Origin of the sequence: Buttiauxella agrestis (assembly GCF_900446255.1) — a bacterium.
Lineage (GTDB): Bacteria > Pseudomonadota > Gammaproteobacteria > Enterobacterales > Enterobacteriaceae > Buttiauxella > Buttiauxella agrestis.
Map to the genome: position 1 here is coordinate 3133444 of NZ_UIGI01000001.1, position 19105 is coordinate 3152548.

Annotated in this window: 12 protein-coding genes; 8 read left to right on the forward strand and 4 right to left on the reverse strand. The window is 54.0% G+C overall.

Translation table 11 applies throughout. The features are described 5' to 3' along the window. Positions 1–18: 18 nt before the first annotated feature. Positions 19–951, forward strand: a complete 933-nt coding sequence (arcC, locus tag DY231_RS14945; protein ID WP_115629555.1) for a carbamate kinase — start codon at positions 19–21, stop codon at positions 949–951. A gap of 99 nt (positions 952–1050) precedes the next feature. Here the strand turns inward: arcC and yqeB are convergent, their stop codons facing one another. Both yqeB and yqeC read right to left on the reverse strand, forming a co-directional pair. After that, positions 1051–2682 carry a selenium-dependent molybdenum cofactor biosynthesis protein YqeB gene (yqeB, locus tag DY231_RS14950; RefSeq protein ID WP_115629558.1) on the reverse strand — a complete coding sequence of 544 codons (1632 nt, stop codon included), beginning with the start codon at positions 2680–2682 and terminating at the stop codon, positions 1051–1053. Between the two features lie 8 nt (positions 2683–2690). Next, entirely contained in the window at positions 2691–3497 is an 807-nt protein-coding gene (yqeC, locus tag DY231_RS14955) for a selenium cofactor biosynthesis protein YqeC (RefSeq protein WP_115629561.1), read from the reverse strand. 503 nt (positions 3498–4000) lie between these two features. Here yqeC and ygfK point away from each other — a divergent pair. The 7 genes from ygfK (at position 4001) to DY231_RS14990 (ending at position 16407) form a co-directional block, all read left to right on the forward strand. Next, entirely contained in the window at positions 4001–7111 is a 3111-nt protein-coding gene (gene ygfK, locus DY231_RS14960) for a putative selenate reductase subunit YgfK (RefSeq protein ID WP_115629564.1), read from the forward strand. Positions 7112–7113: 2 nt separating this feature from the next. Continuing rightward, a complete protein-coding gene (gene ssnA / locus DY231_RS14965) occupies positions 7114–8442 on the forward strand; it encodes a putative aminohydrolase SsnA (RefSeq protein WP_115629567.1) in 1329 nt (442 codons plus the stop codon). A 42-nt stretch (positions 8443–8484) separates the two neighbouring features. Further along, on the forward strand, positions 8485–9264 hold the full coding sequence (gene ygfM / locus DY231_RS14970; RefSeq protein ID WP_115629570.1) for a molybdopterin-dependent oxidoreductase FAD-binding subunit: 780 nt from the start codon (positions 8485–8487) through the stop codon (positions 9262–9264). Then, a complete protein-coding gene (locus DY231_RS14975; protein WP_115629573.1) occupies positions 9261–12131 on the forward strand; it encodes a molybdopterin-dependent oxidoreductase Mo/Fe-S-binding subunit in 2871 nt (956 codons plus the stop codon). The genes ygfM and DY231_RS14975 overlap by 4 nt, the downstream gene beginning before the upstream one ends. A 125-nt stretch (positions 12132–12256) precedes the next feature. Further along, the gene (locus DY231_RS14980; RefSeq protein WP_115629576.1) at positions 12257–13651 is read left to right on the forward strand and encodes a nucleobase:cation symporter-2 family protein; all 1395 of its coding nucleotides are present in this window, start codon (positions 12257–12259) and stop codon (positions 13649–13651) included. A 27-nt stretch (positions 13652–13678) separates the two neighbouring features. Next, positions 13679–14995: a guanine deaminase gene (gene guaD / locus DY231_RS14985; protein ID WP_115629578.1), complete on the forward strand. Its 1317-nt coding sequence runs from the start codon at positions 13679–13681 to the stop codon at positions 14993–14995. 44 nt (positions 14996–15039) lie between these two features. Continuing rightward, positions 15040–16407, forward strand: a complete 1368-nt coding sequence (locus DY231_RS14990) for an NCS2 family permease (protein ID WP_115629581.1) — start codon at positions 15040–15042, stop codon at positions 16405–16407. A 35-nt stretch (positions 16408–16442) separates the two neighbouring features. On the opposite strand, the gene DY231_RS14995 is transcribed toward DY231_RS14990, so the two are convergent. Together DY231_RS14995 and DY231_RS15000 are read right to left on the reverse strand one after the other, a co-directional pair. Then, a complete protein-coding gene (locus DY231_RS14995) occupies positions 16443–16931 on the reverse strand; it encodes a 4Fe-4S dicluster domain-containing protein (protein WP_115629584.1) in 489 nt (162 codons plus the stop codon). Next, positions 16931–18889: a glutamate synthase small subunit GltD family protein gene (locus tag DY231_RS15000; RefSeq protein ID WP_115629587.1), complete on the reverse strand. Its 1959-nt coding sequence runs from the start codon at positions 18887–18889 to the stop codon at positions 16931–16933. Before DY231_RS15000 ends, DY231_RS14995 begins: the two co-directional genes overlap by 1 nt. Positions 18890–19105: the final 216 nt, after the last annotated feature.

A 19105-nucleotide genomic window follows, 5' to 3' on the forward strand; every position in this document is an offset into this window, starting at 1 on the left:
GCAAATAAGGTAAGGATGATGAAAAAGACAATTGTACTGGCCCTGGGCGGGAACGCTTTAGGCGATGGCCTGGCCGAGCAAATGGTTGCCGTGAGAATCACTGCTCGCGCCATTGTTGATTTGATTGAACAGGGACACAAAGTGGTTCTGACTCACGGTAACGGCCCGCAGGTTGGCATGATCAATCGCGCATTTGAGGCCGCCGCCAAAACCGAAGCCCATACCCCCATGCTGCCGATGTCCGTCTGCGTGGCATTAAGCCAGGGTTATATCGGGTATGACCTGCAAAACGCCCTGCGCGAAGAGCTTCATCTGCGCGGGCTGGCAACCCCTGTAGCGACGATTATCACCCAGGTGGAAGTCGACAAAAACGATCCGGCGTTCCTCTCCCCGACCAAACCAATAGGTTCGTTCTTCACCCACGAAGAGGCCAAAGTGCTGATGGCCAACGGACATCAGATGATGGAAGACGCCGGGCGCGGCTGGCGGCGCGTCGTCGCTTCGCCGAAACCGGTTGATATTATCGAGAAAGAGACCGTGAAAGCGATGCTCTGCGCCGGGCAACTGGTGATCACCGTGGGTGGCGGCGGCATTCCGGTAACGCGCGAAGGAAACCACCTGCGTGGCGCGAATGCGGTTATCGATAAAGACTGGGCGAGCGCCAAACTGGCTGAGATGATCAACGCAGATATGCTGATTATTCTCACCGCCGTGGAAAAAGTCGCCATTCACTATGGCAAGCCTGGCGAGCAGTGGCTGGATAACCTTAGTCTGAGCGATGCGGAGCGCTTTATTGCCGAGGGACATTTTGCTAAAGGATCAATGTTACCGAAAGTGGAAGCCGCGGTGGCATTTGCCGCCAGCCGCCCCGGTCGTAAAACGCTGATTACCGTGCTGGAAAAAGCCAAAGAAGGTATCGAAGGAAAAACAGGTACGGTGATTTGCCAGTAATCAATGGCGGATGACGCCTTCGGCTTATCCCCCCTACAAAACCAAACCGCCAAATGGGTTTTGTAGGTCGAATAAGCGAAGCGTCATCCGACAAAAAACCTAATCCACCAGCTCCACTTCCCGGATTGACACTTGCGGCACCTGCTGCGGTTTTTTCGGTAACGCCATCATCGCTTCCAGCACCGCTCCGCCAATCGCGCGGGCTTTATCCGACACCGTGGTAAAATCGGCTGCCAGACCACGCGGGTCAATATCACCAATTTTAAAACCGACGGTGACACTCAAACCCTCGTTGAGCAACCCGCGCACCATGCCACTTAGCGGCGCAATCACTGGCGTCTCATCAATCCAGGCCACCGTGTCCCCCTCTTTCACCACATCACCGAGCTTCACACAACAGTGTATTTTCCCGGCCACCGTGGCACGCATCACCCGACGGGTAGTTTCGCCCTTGATATTGCCCGGTATGCCGGTGTTGGCCTGCGCTTTCCCCTGGTAAATTACCCGCCCCAGGTAATGCCCGCGATTGGTTTCAATCACCGCGTCACAATCTTTTCCGGCCTCAAATCCAGGGCCGAGGGCAATAGTGACGGGAGCCATTGCACGATGGGTGCCTTTATTAACTTTTGCCAGAATGGCATCCACCACCCCATCCGGTTGCAGCACCGACAGCAAACTTGCATGTTCATCGGCTAATACCGGAATAACCCCTGCTTGTAGCACCGCCGGGACATCATCCACATCCGCAACAAAGCGCGCTTTAACCCCTTCAACCGTCACTTCCCCGTCAAACATGGCCTGAGCGAAAGCCACCGAACAGCGGATCACCGTCGGCTTTGCCATTTCCAGCATTACCACGCGGAAACCCGAATGCCACAGACGCAATGCCACGCCGGTTGCGATATCCCCCGCACCGCGGATCACCACCAGACGCCCCGCCATTTCCTGCGCTTTCATTGGGCCACCGGGTGCCTGATGACGGTGCTGGACAATTTCCGCCAGAATACTGATGGCAATTTCTTGCGGTGTTTCCGCACCGATATTAAAACCAATTGGCGCATGTAAACGGGCAAGTTTCGCTTCGGGAACGCGGACACCACGCAATTGCTGAAGGAAGGTTTGAGTCTTGCGGCGGCTGGCCAGCAGCCCCAGATATTTCACCGGGCGATGAATCAGGCAATCGAGCGCCTCTTTGTCCTGGCTATTGGTGGCAATTACGACGTAATCCTCGGCGTCGATTTGCAAGGCTTCAATGGCTTCGGTAAAACTTGCCGCCTGTAGCAGGCGGGTCGCAGGAGGAAAATAGTCAGGATTCAGGTTATCGGCGTACACATCGGCCACCTGAATATTAAAATCCAGTGCCGCTGCCGCTTTGGCAATCGCCTGGTTTACATGCCCTGCCCCTACCAGAACCAGACGCGGGTTATGACCATGCACATCAATATAAACAGTCATCGCCCCACCACAGTCGGAGCCGACCGCATCTTCGCCTTTTCGCGCCATACGGCCATGAAATAAACGCGGTTTGCGCTCGGCCAGTGCCAATAACGCCTCTTCAATCACCCGACGTTCCATCATGCCACCGCCAATCGTCCCTAGCACACTGCCATCGTTGCGCACCAGCATTTGCGCACAATGGCGTGGTGTCGAGCCCCGACTATCAACAATCTGAGCTAGCGCAAAGGGGCTGTTTTGTTGCTCCAGTTTTGCTGCTTCTGCGAAAATTTTCATGATTGCCTCTACAGATTTTTATCCGTCACTACGCCTTCATCGCGCAGCAACACGTGTGTAATCGGTGGAAACTCTCTGACCGCACCCAGCCAGATGGCATCAAGCCCGCAACGGGCGAGAAGCTCTGGCAGACCGCCGTTGAAATTCTCAATATGAGAACATCGATTAATCAACCAGATACGTTTGGCTTGCGGTGGAGCCTGTTTAAACATGCCGTGCGGATGGTTAATAAACCGCCTCAGGGCCGCAATATCCAGGCAGTCATCCTGACGCAGCCCCGTAATAGCGCTAAACAAGGGCCAGCGATGAACATTGTGCGGCCCTTGCGGCTGGTTCATTGCCTGCCCGCCCATCACGGCAATAACGAAATCACTGCCCTGAGCTATGCAAGGTTCGTGCAAGGCTGGGGCTTTAAAGGGAAAACCGTGAGCGCCGTCAGCTTCAACCAACAACACATCGGCAAGATGGCGTTTTGCCAGCGCATCAATTTCTGGTGGCGAAAACCCACGGACTTTTCCGTTTTCTGGATCCCAGCCCGCAAAGCAGGCAACGGCGGGCGCGGGAAAAGCTGCGGCAGGCAGTTTGTGCGGGGAGCGACACAACAGAACGGGAATATTTTCTTCCGGCAAAAACATCTGCGTGGTGGTGGTGGCAATTACGCGTTTACCCATGCGAATAAATTCGTGGGCCAGCCAGAATAAGGTGCTGGTTTTTCCCCCGGCGCCCACCAGGCTGATCACGGCTGTTTTCTGATTAAATAAATTATTATCTTTGCAAAGTGAATTCAGGGGCGCAGGGATATTGGCATGAGACATGATTTTCCCACCATCAACAAATAATGTTATTTCTGACCGTAACGCTCTCACTTTTAATAATTCTGCTGCTTAGTCCGGATTATTTATCTGTTCACATTCTCATGTGGTTTCAGAAAAGCACCGACACCACAGCATAATCTACACGCCAGCAGTGGCAAAATAACGTCATTTCACAGACTTCTTTTGTTTAATCGATTGCGTTCAAGAAACCCTGTCGAATATCGGTAACTTATTATCAAAATGATATTTCCTCTCTATTTATGAGAATTCAGAATGTTGAGATAAATTCCATTTGAAACAGTTATTTATTAACAATAAGCATTCTCAACAAGGCAAGTGTGAAGTGTTTCACAAAGCAGTATGAATATTAGAAGCGGCTCGCATTTATTATTCACCATAACGTCAATTGATTTCTCTGGCTCGATATTTGCACAAACCAATTAATTATTTCTGTGGTCAGGCCACACACGCTACCCCCTTTAATTTGTCGCAAGGAGAGTGTCATGGGAGATATTATGCGTCCGGTTCCGTTTGAAGAACTTTTGACGCGGATTTTCGATGAGTATCAACAGAGCAATTCTATTTTTGGAATTCCGGCTCAACAGTTTTATCGGGCTAACACCTCTGCCACATTTAATGTTTTTGGTGAAACCTGTGAAACGCCGATTGGCCCTGCTGCTGGCCCTCATACCCAATTAGCCCAGAATATTGTCGTATCCTGGTTAACGGGTGGTCGTTTTATCGAACTGAAAACCGTGCAGATCCTTGACCGTCTGGAACTTGAAAAACCGTGTATTGATGCGCAAGACGAAGCCTTTAATACCGAGTGGTCCACCGAATTTACGCTACCGAAAGCCTACGACGAATATCTCAAAGCCTGGTTTATTCTCCATTTGCTGGAAAAGGTTTTTACCCCGCAATCTGGCCTGGCGCAAAAGTCATTTATCTTCAATATGAGTGTCGGATACAACCTCGACGGTATTCGCCAGCCGCCGATGCAGCAATTTATCCATTCCATGATGGACTCTTCGGCGCATCCAGATTTCGCCCGCTACCGCAAAACGTTGCAACAATGGCTGCAAAACGATGCCTTTATTAACCGCTTTGCCTTGCTGGCAGAACGCAAATCCGAGCTGGCGCGACTGGCTGAATCCATCCCCGCCACGCTGGTAACTGGCGTGACGTTATCAACCATGCACGGCTGCCCACCGGATGAAATCGAAGCCATTTGCCGTTACATGCTTGAAGAAAAGCATCTGAATACCTTCGTCAAACTCAACCCGACACTGCTTGGTTATCCGCGCGTCAGAGAAATTCTGGATACCTGCGGCTTCGACTACATTGGCCTCAAAGAAGAGTCGTTCGGCCATGACCTGAAACTCCAGCAAGCCCTGGAAATGTTGCAGCGGTTAATGGCGCTGGCGAAAGAAAAACAGCTCGGATTTGGCGTTAAGTTAACCAACACCCTCGGCACCATCAATAACAAGGGCGCGTTGCCAGGCGAAGAGATGTATATGTCGGGGCGCGCGCTGTTCCCACTGTCGATCAACGTTGCGGCGGTACTGTCCCGCGCCTTTGATGGCCTGCTGCCTATCTCCTACTCCGGTGGTGCCAGCAAATTCACGATTCGCGATATTTTTGAAACCGGGATTCGCCCCATCACCATGGCCACGGATTTGCTCAAACCTGGCGGCTATCTGCGTATGCTCGACTGCATGCGCGAGCTGGAAAAATCCAGTGCCGCCGCGCTGGATCGTGTTGACGTTGACCGCCTGGAAGCGCTGGCAAAACGCGCCATCAGCATGGAATACACCCAGAAACACTGGAAGTCGGAAGATCAAATTGATGCTGGCGGCCCGCTGCCGCTCACCGATTGCTACGTCGCCCCCTGCGTCACGGCCTGCGCGGTGAAGCAAGATATTCCTGAGTACATCCGCCTGATGGGCGAAGGGCGTTATACCGATGCGCTCGAGGTGATTTACCAACGCAACGCGCTCCCTGCCATCACCGGTCATATTTGCGATCACCAGTGCCAGAGCAACTGTACGCGCCTGGATTACGACAGCGCCCTGAACATTCGCGAACTCAAAAAAGTGGCGCTGGAAAAAGGCTGGGAAGGCTATACACAGCGCTGGCATAAGCCCGCGGGGTCGGGCAACCGTCATCCGGTAGCAGTGATTGGTGCAGGCCCTGCCGGGCTTTCCGCCGGTTACTTCCTGGCTCGTGCCGGACACCAGGTCACTTTGTTTGAACGCGAAGCCAATGCGGGCGGCGTGGTGAAAAACGTCATCCCTCAGTTCCGTATTCCGGCTGAACTTATCCAGCATGACATCGATTTTATCGCCGCTCATGGCGTGAAGTTTGAATATAACTGCTCGCCGGATCTGACCTTTGAACAGCTGCAAAAGGACGGTTTCCACTATGTGCTGGTCGGTATCGGCACGGATAAAAACAGCGGTGTGAAACTGGCGGGTGATAACCGCAACGTCTACAAATCGCTGCCCTTCCTGCGTGACTACAATCGCGGCGAGAAGCTGAATCTTGGTAAACACGTTGCCGTTGTGGGCGCGGGCAACACGGCGATGGACTGCGCGCGCGCCGCATTGCGTGTGCCGGGCGTGACCGACGTGACCGTGCTGTATCGCCGCACCGCCAGCGAAATGCCTGCCTGGCGCGAGGAGTATGAAGAAGCGCTGGAGGATGGCGTGAAATTTATGTTCCTGACCAACCCAGAGCACTTTGCCGCAGACGGCACCTTAACGGTACGCAAGATGGAATTAGGTGAGCCGGACAGTTCAGGCCGCCGCCGCCCTGTGGCTTCTGAGCACACCGAAACGCTGACCTTCACCGCCTTAATTACCGCCATTGGCGAACAGCAAGATTGCGAAGCGTTAGCAGCGATTGGCGTTCCCATGGATGAGCAAGGCTGGCCTGCGGTCGCCTGCGCCAGCGGCGAAACCACCAAACCAGGCCTGTTCCTGATTGGCGATGTGCAAAGCGGTCCGTCTTCGATTGTGGCGGCTATCGGCACCGCGCGACGGGCGACAGATGCCATTTTGTGGCGCGAGAACATTCAAACAAGCCACGGTGACAAACACTGGAACAACGTCGACCCGCAGCATGTTTATCAACGCAAAGGCAATATTGCCGTCAACCTGGTCAATAAAAACGATCGCAATAACTTTGTGAAACAGGAAGCAGAACGCTGCCTGGAGTGTAATTACATCTGTAGCAAATGCGTCGATGTCTGCCCGAACCGCGCCAACGTTTCTATTGCCGTTCCCGGCTTCCAGAACCGCTTCCAGACGCTGCACCTTGATGCTTTCTGTAATGAATGCGGCAACTGCGCCCAGTTCTGTCCATGGCAGGGCAAACCGTATACCGACAAATTAACGGTCTTCAGCCTGCCAGAAGACTTCGCCAACAGCAGCAATCCAGGCTTTTACGCTGACGGCAACGACGTCCGCATCCGTCTGCACCAACAGGTGTGGAATTTAACCCTCAACGATGACAGCCAATTCCAGCAACCGCCGCACGAGCTTGGTGATATCTGCAAAATCATCAGCCACGTGCATAAACATCATCGTTACCTGTTAGGAAAAGTGGAGGCCTGATTATGTTGATTCTGAAGAATGTCACCGCCGTACAATTTTCTCCGGCACAAGTGCAACACAACGTTGATATTGCGATTGAAGGAAGCGAAATCGTCAACGTCGGGCACGGGCTTGCGGGAGATTATCCGCAGGCCACGTTGAAAGAGATGCACGGGCGCATTGTGATGCCAGGGATTGTCTGCGCGCATAACCATTTTTACTCCGGGTTATCGCGCGGCATCATGGCGCAAATCCCGCCCAGCCCCGATTTTATCTCAACGCTCAAAAATCTGTGGTGGCGGCTCGACCGCGCACTCGACGAAGAATCGCTCTATTACAGCGGGCTGATTTGCGCGCTTGAAGCGATCAAAAGCGGCTGTACGTCGGTGATTGACCACCACGCCTCACCTCACTACATCGCCGGTTCACTCAGTACCTTACGCAACGCTTTCCTTAAAGCCGGACTGCGCGGCATGACCTGTTTCGAAACCACCGATCGCAACGGCGGCATGGAAGAAATAGAAGCGGGTATTGAGGAAAACGTTAATTTTGCGCGGCTGATTGATAATGCCCGCAACGCCGGAAAAGAGCGCTATCTGGTCGAAGCGCATATTGGTGCTCACGCTCCGTTTACCGTGCCGGATGCCGGGCTGGCGATGCTTTCAGGTGCGATTAAATTAACGGGTCGTGGCCTGCATATTCACGCCGCTGAAGACCGCTACGATGTTTCTCATAGCCATGACAAATATGGCAAAGATCTGCTGGTGCGCCTTGCAGAGTTCGACTTGCTGAACAGCAAAACCCTGGTTGCCCACGGTCTGTATCTGTCTAAAGAAGATATTCGTCTGCTCAATGAGAAAGACGGCTTCCTCGTTCACAACGCCCGCTCCAACATGAATAACCACGTTGGCTACAACCATCAGCTTGCCGAATACCACAATCTGGCACTGGGTACTGACGGTATCGGTTCCGATATGTTCGAAGAGCTGAAGTTCGCCTTCTTCAAGCACCGTGACGCAGGCGGCCCTCTGTGGCCAGACAGTTTCACTCGCTATTTGTGGAACGGTAACCCGCTGTTAGCTCGCAACTTTAATGCGAAATTTGGCAGCCTGGCGGCAGGCTATAAAGCCGACCTCACCATCTGTGACTACTTATCGCCAACCCCTTTGCAGGCCGAAAATATCGGCGGCCATCTGGCATTCGGCCTTGGCTCCTCCAGCGTTCATAGCGTGATGATTGATGGCGTGATGGTTTATGAAGACCGTGAATTTGCCTTCGATTGCGAGCCAATTTATGCCGAAGCCAGAAAGGTGGCGGCAAAAATGTGGCGACGTATGGACTCTAAAAAATAATCACTCGCGCCGGATATCACATCCGGCCGAAGAGAGGAAAAGATGATTAAGCAATTTTTCCGTGTCACGACCATTGAGCAAGCGATGGAACTGAAGCAGCACTACAAAAGCAACGCGGTGTGGATGGCGGGCGGCAGCAAACTCAATGCTACGCCGACGCGCACCGAATGCAGCGTGGCGATTTCTTTGCAGGGTTTGCCACTCGACGAAGTGGACTGGGACAACGGCACGCTACGCATAGGTTCGCTGATCACTTTGCAACGCCTGCGCGATACCATTTTTATCCCGCAAGCGCTGTTCGATGCACTCGGCTTTGTCTATTCACGCCATGTGCGTAACCAGGCCACGCTGGGCGGCGAAATTGCCGCCCGTCAGGCTGAATCAGTGCTCATCCCTATCTTACTGGTGCTGGAAACCGTATTGCTGTTTGCCGATGGCGAAACCTTATCACTGGAGGAGTATTTGCAATCGCCAGGCGACCGCCTGCTGGTCGAAGTGATTATTCACGATCCTTTCCGCCGTTGTGCCACGCGTAAATTCAGCCGTTCTGCCGCCGGATTGTCGGTTGTCACCGCTGCCGTCGCCATCACCGAACACGAAGAGATTCGTATCGCGCTGGATGGCGTGGCTGAAAAACCGCTGCGCCTGCGCGACGTTGAGTCGTTGGCTTTAGAAGGAGAAGCACTGGAAAAAGCGATTGGCGCAGCCATTTATCCCCGCGCGGACTTATCCGGTAGCCAGGCGTTTAAACGCCATATTGCCGGGGTGCTGGTCGCAGACCTGCTGACCGACTGCCAGCAGCAAGATGAGGTAATGAAATGATGATTCACTTTACGCTGAACGGAGCACCACGCGAAATCGACTGTGTTGCCGGGGAAAATGTGCAGAAACTGCTGTTCGGGCTGGGAATGCACTCGGTGCGCAACAGTGACGACGGCTTTGGCTTTGCCGGTTCTGATGCCATTTTGTGCAACGGTGTCATCGTCAACGCCTCATTATTGATTGCCGGGCAACTAGAAGGCTGCGAGATAAAAACCGCCGAATCTCTTGGCCAATGGAACCAGTTAAGCCTGGTGCAACAGGCGATGGTCGATACGGGCATCGTACAATCGGGTTACAACGACCCTGCCGCCGCATTAATTCTGACCGATTTACTGGCGCGGATTGCGTCCCCCACACGCGAAGATATTGACGATGCACTCACCGGGTTATTCAGCCGTGATGCGGGCTACCAGCAATTTTATCAGGTGGTCGAACTGGCAATAGCCCGCCTGAGCGATCCCACATTCCAGCCAACCGTCACGCCTTCCTTCCGCCATGACCTCGCGGTGATCGGTAAACGCCATCCTAAAACCGATGCGGCAATGATGGTGCAGGCGAAACCGTGTTATGTCGAAGACCGGGTTCCTGCGGATGCTTGTGTCGTGAAGATGCTCCGCAGCCCACACCCACACGCGCTGATTACCCATCTGGATGTCAGCAAAGCGGAAGCGTTGCCGGGCGTAGTTCATGTGATCACGCATAAAAACTGCCCGGATATTTACTACACCCCTGGTGGACAAAGTGCGCCTGAACCTTCGCCACTCGACCGCCGAATGTTTGGCCTGAAAATGCGCCACGTTGGGGATCGCGTTGCGGCGGTGGTCGCAGAAAGCGCCGAGATTGCCCTGGCTGCACTGAAGCTGATTGACGTCGAGTACCAGGTCTTAAAACCGGTGATGTCGATTGACGAAGCGATGGCAGAAGATGCGCCGCGCGTCCACGACGAAAAAGTCGTCTACGTTAACGGCGCTCCCGCCGACCTTGAAGCGCAGAACCGCCACGCCTCCGGGCGTGACGAACAGTTGATTATTAACTTCCCGATTGGCGCGCGTCCGGAAAAGAACATCGCCGCCGGTATTCACGGCCGCATTGGCGACGTTGATAAAGGTTTCGCCGCCGCCGACGTGGTCATCGAACGGACGTATGAATCAAAACAGGTGCAGCAATGCCCTACCGAAACCCATGTCTGCTACACCCGCTGGGTCGGCGACCGTCTGGTGATCCACGCTTCCACTCAGGTTCCGTGGCACTTGCGCCGCCAGGTCGCGCGTTTAGTCGGCCTCAAACAGCATAAAGTTCATGTCATCAAAGAGCGCGTCGGCGGCGGCTTTGGCTCCAAGCAGGATATTTTGCTGGAAGAAGTTTGCGCCTGGGCGACCTGCGTAACCGGACGTCCGGTCTATTTCCACTACACCCGCGAAGAAGAGTTTATCGCTAACACCTCGCGCCACGTCGCCAAAGTGACGGTAAAAATCGGTGCGACCAAAGCGGGTCGTCTGACGGCGATCAAAATGGATTTCCGCGCCAATACTGGCCCGTATGGCAACCATGCGCTCACGGTGCCCTGTAATGGCCCGGCGTTATCGCTGCCGCTTTATCCTTGCGATAACGTGGATTTCCAGGTCACCACTTACTACAGCAATATCTGTCCAACAGGCGCATATCAAGGCTACGGCGCACCAAAAGGCAACTTTGCGTTGACGATGGCAATCGCTGAACTGGCGGAAAAACTGGGTATCGACCAGTTAGATATGGTGGAAATAAACCGCGTTCGCGAAGGCCAGGAGCTGAAAATCCTCGGCGCAATTGGTGAAGGGAAAATGCCGACCTCGATTCCTACTGCGGCCAGTTGCGCGCTGGAACCGATATTGCGCAAAGGCCGTCAGCTAATCGACTGGGATGCACCTAAACCCGTGGAAGGCGACTGGCACACCGGGCGCGGCATCGCCATCATCATGCAGAAATCGGGTATCCCGGATATTGACCAGGCTAACTGCATGATCAAACTGGAATCGGACGGGACGTTTATCGTGCATTCCGGTGGGGCCGATATTGGCACTGGCCTTGATACCGTGGTCGGTAAGCTGTCCGCCGAAGTGCTGTGCTGCCCGCTGTCTGATGTCCACGTTATTTCCGGCGACACCGATCATGCGCTGTTCGACAAAGGCGCTTACGCGTCCTCGGGTACCTGTTTCTCCGGTAACGCGGCGAAGAACGCTGCGGAAAATTTGCGCGACAAAATTCTGTTCCACGGCGCGCAAATGATCGGTGAACCACTGGAAGATGTGCAACTGGCCGCCCCTGGCATTGTGCGCGGCAAACAAGGGGAAGTGAGCTTTGCCCAAATAGCCCACAAGGCTGAAACCGGAACCGGATTCGGAACGCTGGTGGCCACCGCCAGTTACATCACCCCGAATTTCGCCTTCCCGTTTGGGGCGAACTTTGCGGAAGTGGCCGTGAATACGCGCACCGGCGAAATCAAACTCAATAAGTTCTATGCCTTGCTCGATTGTGGCACGCCGATCAACCCGGACCTGGCATTAGGGCAAATCTATGGCGCATCAATGCGTGCCATCGGGCATAGCCTGACGGAAGAGATTCAGTACGACGCGCACGGCATCCCACTGACGCGCGACCTCCGTACCTACGGTGCGCCGATGATTGGCGATATTCCTCGTGATTTCCGCGCGTTTCTCGTTCCCAGCGAGGACCATGTTGGGCCTTACGGCGCCAAGTCTATTTCAGAAATTGGCGTTAACGGTGCGGCTCCCGCGATTGCGACAGCGATTCATGATGCCTGCAAAGTGTGGCTGCGGGAGTGGCATTTCACCCCTGAGAAAATCCTCCATGCCTTAGGGAAGCTGTAAGCCGGTAATTGTGTCGGATGGCGTAAGCGCTATCCGACCGACGAAAATCGTGGATGACGGGCTTTGGTGGAGTGGATATGCGCAAGCGTGTATCCGCTATTACCGGTAGATACAGGAGTGTCCAGATGTCTGATCTCAGCAATTCCGATTCTGAACTGATATATGCGCTGGAAGACAAACCACCGTTTTACCAGTCTTTAGTGGGTGCCATCACCCACCTGTTAGCTATCTTTGTGCCGATGGTCACGCCTGCGCTGATCGTGGGTACTTCGCTGCAACTCTCAACCACTACCACCACTTATCTGGTTTCGATGGCGATGATCGCCTCAGGTATTGGCACCTGGTTGCAGGTCAATCGCTACGGCCCGATTGGCTCTGGTTTGTTATCGATTCAATCCGTGAATTTTTCCTTTGTGACCGTGATGATTGCCCTTGGCGGGGCCATGAAGAAAGACGGTTTTCATGAAGATCAGATCCTTTCTTCAATGATGGCGGTCTCTTTTGTCGGTGCTTTCCTGGTTGTCGGGTCGTCATTTATTCTGCCGGCGTTGCGCCGCGTTATCACCCCGACGGTGAGCGGCGTGGTGGTGTTGATGATTGGCCTGAGTCTGATCAAAGTCGGCATAATTGATTTTGGCGGCGGGTTCTCCGCCAAAAACAGCGGCACCTTTGGTAACTATCAAAACATTGGCGTCGGGTTGCTGGTGCTCATGGTGGTGATTGGCTTCAACTGTTGCCGCAGCCCGCTGTTACGAATGGTCGGGATCGCGGTGGGCTTGATTGTCGGGTATCTCACCGCGCTGTGCCTCGGGATGGTGGATTTCAGCAGTATGCGTAATCTGCCGCTGGTAACTCTGCCAATCCCCTTCAAGTTCGGCTTTACCTTTGATATCACTCAATTTCTGGTGGTGGGCACCATTTATCTGCTCAGTGTGCTGGAGGCGGTTGGCTCGATTACCGCCACCGCCATGGTCTCAAATCAGCCGATTGAAGGAGAGGAATATCAGTCGCGCCTGAAAGGGGGCGTGCTGGCAGACGGTCTGGTGTCGGTTATTGCCTCGGCGCTCGGTTCCCTGCCGCTGACCACCTTTTCGCAAAACAACGGTGTGATTCAAATGACCGGTGTGGCGTCGCGTTATATCGGGCGTGTCATTGCCGTGATCCTGATCGTACTGGGTTTTTTCCCGGTAATCGGGCGCTTTTTTACCACCATTCCCTCACCGGTGCTGGGTGGCGCGATGACGCTGATGTTTTCCATGATCGCCATTGCCGGGATACAGATAATCATCTCTAACGGTCTGCGTCGGCGCGAAACTCTGATTGTCGCCACTTCGCTGGGACTGGGACTTGGCGTGTCATACGACCCCGAAGTGTTCCGCATTTTGCCCGCTTCGTTATATGTGCTGGTGGAAAACCCCATCTGCGCCGGCGGCCTGACCGCCATCATCCTGAATTTGCTTATCCCGTTAAGACAAAAAGAGACCAGCGCAACCCCGGTGGCGAGTGAAGAACCGGAATGATTGCTGTATCTCACTGAGGAATAAAACATGACTGGTGTACAAAACCTGAAGGCCGTGCGCGGGAACTTCCTGGATGTGACACGCACCATTTCTCATCCTGAAGAAATCGAGTCGGCGCTGCGCTTTGTTGAAGATGGTTTGCTGTTAATCAGTGAAGGTAAAGTGGTGTGGTTTGGCTCATGGGAAGAAGGGAAATCACGGGTGCCGGATGCGATTCGGGTGCGTGATTATCGCGGGAAGCTCATCGTGCCGGGCTTTGTCGACACGCATATTCACTATCCACAGAGTGAAATGGTGGGCGCCTACGGCGAGCAGCTTCTCGAGTGGCTAAACAAGCACACCTTCCCTACCGAGCGGCGCTATAAAGACCCGGAATATGCCCGCGAAATGGCTTCATTTTTCCTTAAACAGTTGCTGCGCAACGGCACCACAACTGCACTGGTGTTTGGCACCGTGCACCCGGAGTCGGCCAATGCGTTGTTTGAAGCGGCGAGCAGTATCAATATGCGCATGATTGCCGGCAAGGTGATGATGGACCGCAATGCGCCAGAGTGGCTGCTCGATGATGCAGAAAGTAGCTACCTGGAAAGTAAGGCGCTGATTGAGCGCTGGCATAAAAACCGCCGCTTGCTGTATGCCATCACGCCACGTTTCGCCCCGACCTCAACGCCTGAACAACTTGAGATGGCGCAGCGTTTGCGTCAGGAATATCCCGATACCTGGGTCCATACCCATTTGTGCGAAAACAAAGACGAAATTGCCTGGGTAAAAGAGCTGTTCCCGGAGCGGAAGAACTATCTCGATGTTTACCATCACTACGGTTTGACCGGCAAAAATAGTGTCTTTGCCCACTGCATTCATCTTGAAGAAGACGAGTGGGATTGCCTCCATCACACCGATTCCACCATCGCCTTCTGCCCGACATCCAATCTGTATCTCGGTAGCGGCTTATTCAATCTGCAAAAAGCCTGGAGCAAAAAAATCAAGGTCGGGATTGGCACCGACATTGGCGCGGGCACCACCTTCAATATGCTGCAAACCCTGAATGAAGCCTACAAAGTGATGCAGCTTCAGGGCTACCGGCTTTCGGCTTATGAAGCCTTTTATCTTGCCACGCTGGGCGGTGCGCACTCTTTAGGACTTGATAGCTATATCGGCAATTTCGACATCGGCAAAGAGGCTGACTTTGTGGTTCTTGAGCCAACCGCCACGCCGCTACAACAACTGCGCTATGACAATTCGGTGTCACTGATGGACAAGCTGTTCGTGATGATAACGCTGGGCGATGACCGCTCGATTTATCGCACTTACGTCGATGGCCAACTGGTGTACGAAAGAACATAGCCAACACCGACACCCGTCACTTCATCGTTGATAAGGACAGAATTATGTCGACCGATTCATCGCATGTGCCTGCGTCAGAGCAGGCAAAAGGGGCGCTTGACCGCTATTTCAGTATTTCGAATCGCGGCAGCAGCGTTCGCCAGGAAGTGCTCGCTGGCATCACCACATTTTTAGCCATGGTGTATTCAGTGATCGTCGTTCCGGGCATGTTAGGGAAAGCCGGGTTTCCACCGGGTGCCGTCTTTGTCGCCACCTGCTTGATAGCGGGTTTCGGCTCGTTATTGATGGGGTTGTGGGCCAATTTACCGATGGCGATTGGCTGTGCCATTTCACTTACCGCCTTTACTGCCTTCAGCCTGGTGCTGGGGCAACATATCAGCATTCCCGTGGCTTTAGGCGCGGTGTTCCTGATGGGGGTGCTGTTTACCGCCATTTCCGTGACCGGGGTGCGAACCTGGATATTGCGTAATTTACCGATGGGGATTGCTCACGGTACGGGGATTGGGATCGGCCTGTTTTTATTGTTAATTGCCGCCAATGGTGTGGGACTGGTTATCAAAAATCCGATTGAAGGGTTGCCGGTGGCGCTCGGCGGTTTCACCACGTTCCCGGTCATCATGACGCTATTAGGTTTAGCCGTCATTTTGGGGCTGGAGAAACTGCGCATTCCGGGAGGGATTTTGCTGGTGATTATCGCCATTTCGATTATCGGCCTGATTTTCGACCCCAATGTGCAATATCACGGCCTGGTGGCGTTACCCAGTCTGAGCGGAGAAGACGGAAAATCACTGATTTTCAGCCTCGATATTATGGGCGCATTACAGCCCATGGTATTGCCAAGCGTACTGGCGCTGGTGATGACCGCGGTATTTGACGCCACCGGAACGATACGTGCTGTTGCAGGCCAGGCGAATCTGCTGGATGAAGACAACCAAATTATCAACGGCGGCAAAGCGTTAACCGCTGACTCGGTGAGTTCGATTTTATCGGGTTTGGTTGGCGCTTCTCCCGCAGCGGTTTATATCGAATCCGCGGCGGGAACGGCAGCGGGTGGGAAGACGGGATTAACCGCAGTCGTGGTTGGCGCCCTGTTTTTAGTGGTGCTGTTCCTCTCGCCGCTGGCTTTCCTGATCCCCGGTTATGCCACCGCCCCGGCACTGATGTATGTCGGGTTATTGATGCTCAGTAACGTGGCGAAACTCGATTTCGATGACTTTGTGGATGCGATGGCGGGACTGGTGTGCGCGGTGTTTATCGTGCTGACCTGTAATATCGTCACCGGCATTATGCTGGGTTTTGTGACGCTGGTGGTGGGACGTATTTTTTCGAATGAGTGGCGTCGGTTGAATATCGGGACCGTTTCGATAGCACTGGTACTGGTTATTTTCTACGCGGGAGGCTGGGCGATTTAACGTAAGCAAAACGGCCCGATAATTGGGCCGTTTTGCTATTTCAACGATATATATCCGTTCTGCAAGGCTGTACTTCGGCGGCGTAGCGTCGCTTGCTGCTTCACTGAGTCACTATCGTTTTTTGCCAGCGCCGCGGTCGGGCAAACCCTCACGCATTCAGGGCCGCTTTCGTGATGCTGGCAAAGATCGCATTTCACGATATGTATCGTTGTTTCCGGCGTCAGGGCAATATCGATAACGCCAAAGGGACAGGCCATCACGCAGTTTTTACAGCCGATACATAGCGATGCGTCAAGCTGTACACACCTTTCGCTTTGCACCAGCGCCCGCACCGGGCACGCCGCCACGCATGGGGCATTTTCACACTGATGGCACATCACGGGCTGGGTAGAAGCACTCGCTTTAATGACCTGTAATCTGGGGCGAAACTGGCCGTCGCTATCGCTGTGCGCCAGGCCGCAGGCGATTTCACATGTGCGACACCCGATGCAGCGCTCTGGGTTAACCTGAATAAACTCTGTCATCACCCTGGCTCCTTACGGTGTGAGCACTCAATGGCGGAGGTGTCGTCCAACATGGTCAGAATATCCCGCGCCGCCTGCCGTCCGGCGACCATGGCTGTAACCACTAAATCCGCGCCGTGTACCGCATCACCGCCCGCGAATACTTTTGGGTGCTGCGTTTGAGTGGATAAGCGCCCTGCCTTGCCGGTTTCAATCAGGCCGTATTTGTCGAATGTGACCTGGTGGGCCTGTAGCCACGGCATCGCGTGCGGCTGGAAACCAAACGCCATCACCAGTACATCGGCAGGCAGCACAAACCCGGAACCGGCGACGGGCTGCGGACGCCGCCTGCCATCGCTGCCCGGCTCGCCCATTTGCGTACGAATCAGCCCAATTCCTGTCACCTGCGTGCTGTCGTTTCGCTCAATGAACTGCGGCTGCACGTTGAACAGGAACTCCACACCCTCTTCTCTGGCATTCACCACTTCTTTTTTCGAACCTGGCATGCTGACTTCATCGCGACGATATGCGCAGGTCACGCTTGACGCTCCGAGGCGTATCGCGGTGCGCAAGCAGTCCATTGCTGTGTCACCGCCGCCGAGCACCACGACCTGTTTTCCCGCAAGATCAATCCAGGGCGTGGCGGCGTCATCAGCCAGCCCCATGACTCTTCGCGCACTGGCTGTCAGTAATGGCAGCGCCTGCACCACACCGGGCGAATCTTCATGCTCCAGCCCGGCACGCATTAAATCGTAGGTACCCACCCCTAAAAATACGGCCTGATAACTGGACAACAGTTCGCTAAAGGCAATATCGCGCCCAATTTCGCAGTTGAGATGAAACTCAATCCCCATCGAATTGAAGATTTCGCGCCGGATAGCGAGCAACTGTTTGTCGAGCTTGAAGGGCGGAATACCGAAGGTCAGCAGCCCACCGATTTCAGGATAGCGGTCATAAACATCGACCTGTATTCCACTACGGGCCAGAATGTCCGCACAACCCAATCCTGCCGGGCCAGCGCCAATTACCGCCACCCGCTCTTTGCGGGTTTCAATATCGGGCGACACTTTTGGCCACCAGCCTTGTGCCAGCGCGGTGTCGGTGACGTAACGTTCGATATTGCCGATTGCCACCGCACCACTGTGCGGTTTTAAGGTACAAGCCCCTTCGCACAAGCGCTCTTGCGGGCAGACACGCCCGCAAATCTCGGGTAGCGAGCTGCTTTGGTGGCTCAGTTCCGCCGCTTCGATAATTTTGCCTTCCGCCACTAAACTCAGCAGTTCCGGGATGGCGTTATGCAGCGGGCAAGTCCAGTTGCAGCGCGCTTTTTGCGCGCAGTGGATGCATCGCTGGCTTTCATATATTGCATGCAGAGAAGACAAGCCCTGATAAATCTCGTCGAAGTGTTTTTTGCGTTGAACCGCCGGGAGTTTTTGCGCGCCGTGGCGGGCGGGTTTGTCCAGTAAACCTGGGCGACGAATCGGGGCCGATGCGCCACTGGCCGTCAGCTTTTGTCGCCGCAGACGTAGGCCGTTGAGTTCACGGTCATCCATCAGTTTGAGTGCATCCGCAGGGCAATGCGCCACGCAGGCGGGTTGCCCACTGTCAGTGCTTTCGCACAGGTCACACTTTTGCGCCAGCCAAATGGCATTCTGACCGGTATCCACCATTTCTATCGTCCCGAACGGGCAAGCCAGCACGCAGTTTTTACAACCAATGCAGCGCGCTTCATTCAGGTGTACCTGCTCATTTTGATAAGTCAGAGCACCCACCGGGCAACTGGTGACACAGGGCGCATGGTTACAGTGACGACAAGTCACCGTGACGTGGTTTTGCTGATGGGAAATAACCTCAATGCGCGGATGGAACGTGGCAATAGATTCTGGCCAGCGCTGCTGGTTGTGCGCGACGGCGCAAGCAATTTCACAGACGTGACAGCCGATGCATTCCTGCGCATCAACAGCGATAAATTTGTTCATTAACATCCCTTTTTTGAAAGCCACAACTCACTTGCAGCAATGCAAAAACAGGGACAACTTGCGCACAGTCAGCAGACTAAATCTAAATTTGTGAACGACTGCACAGAATGTTGCTCCATGTTGAAATCAGCAAAGTTCCGCGCTGCGCACCACCACTCAAAAGTGCAAGTGAACTTATCAAACTGAGAAGATAAACCTCATACTGATAAAACTCGT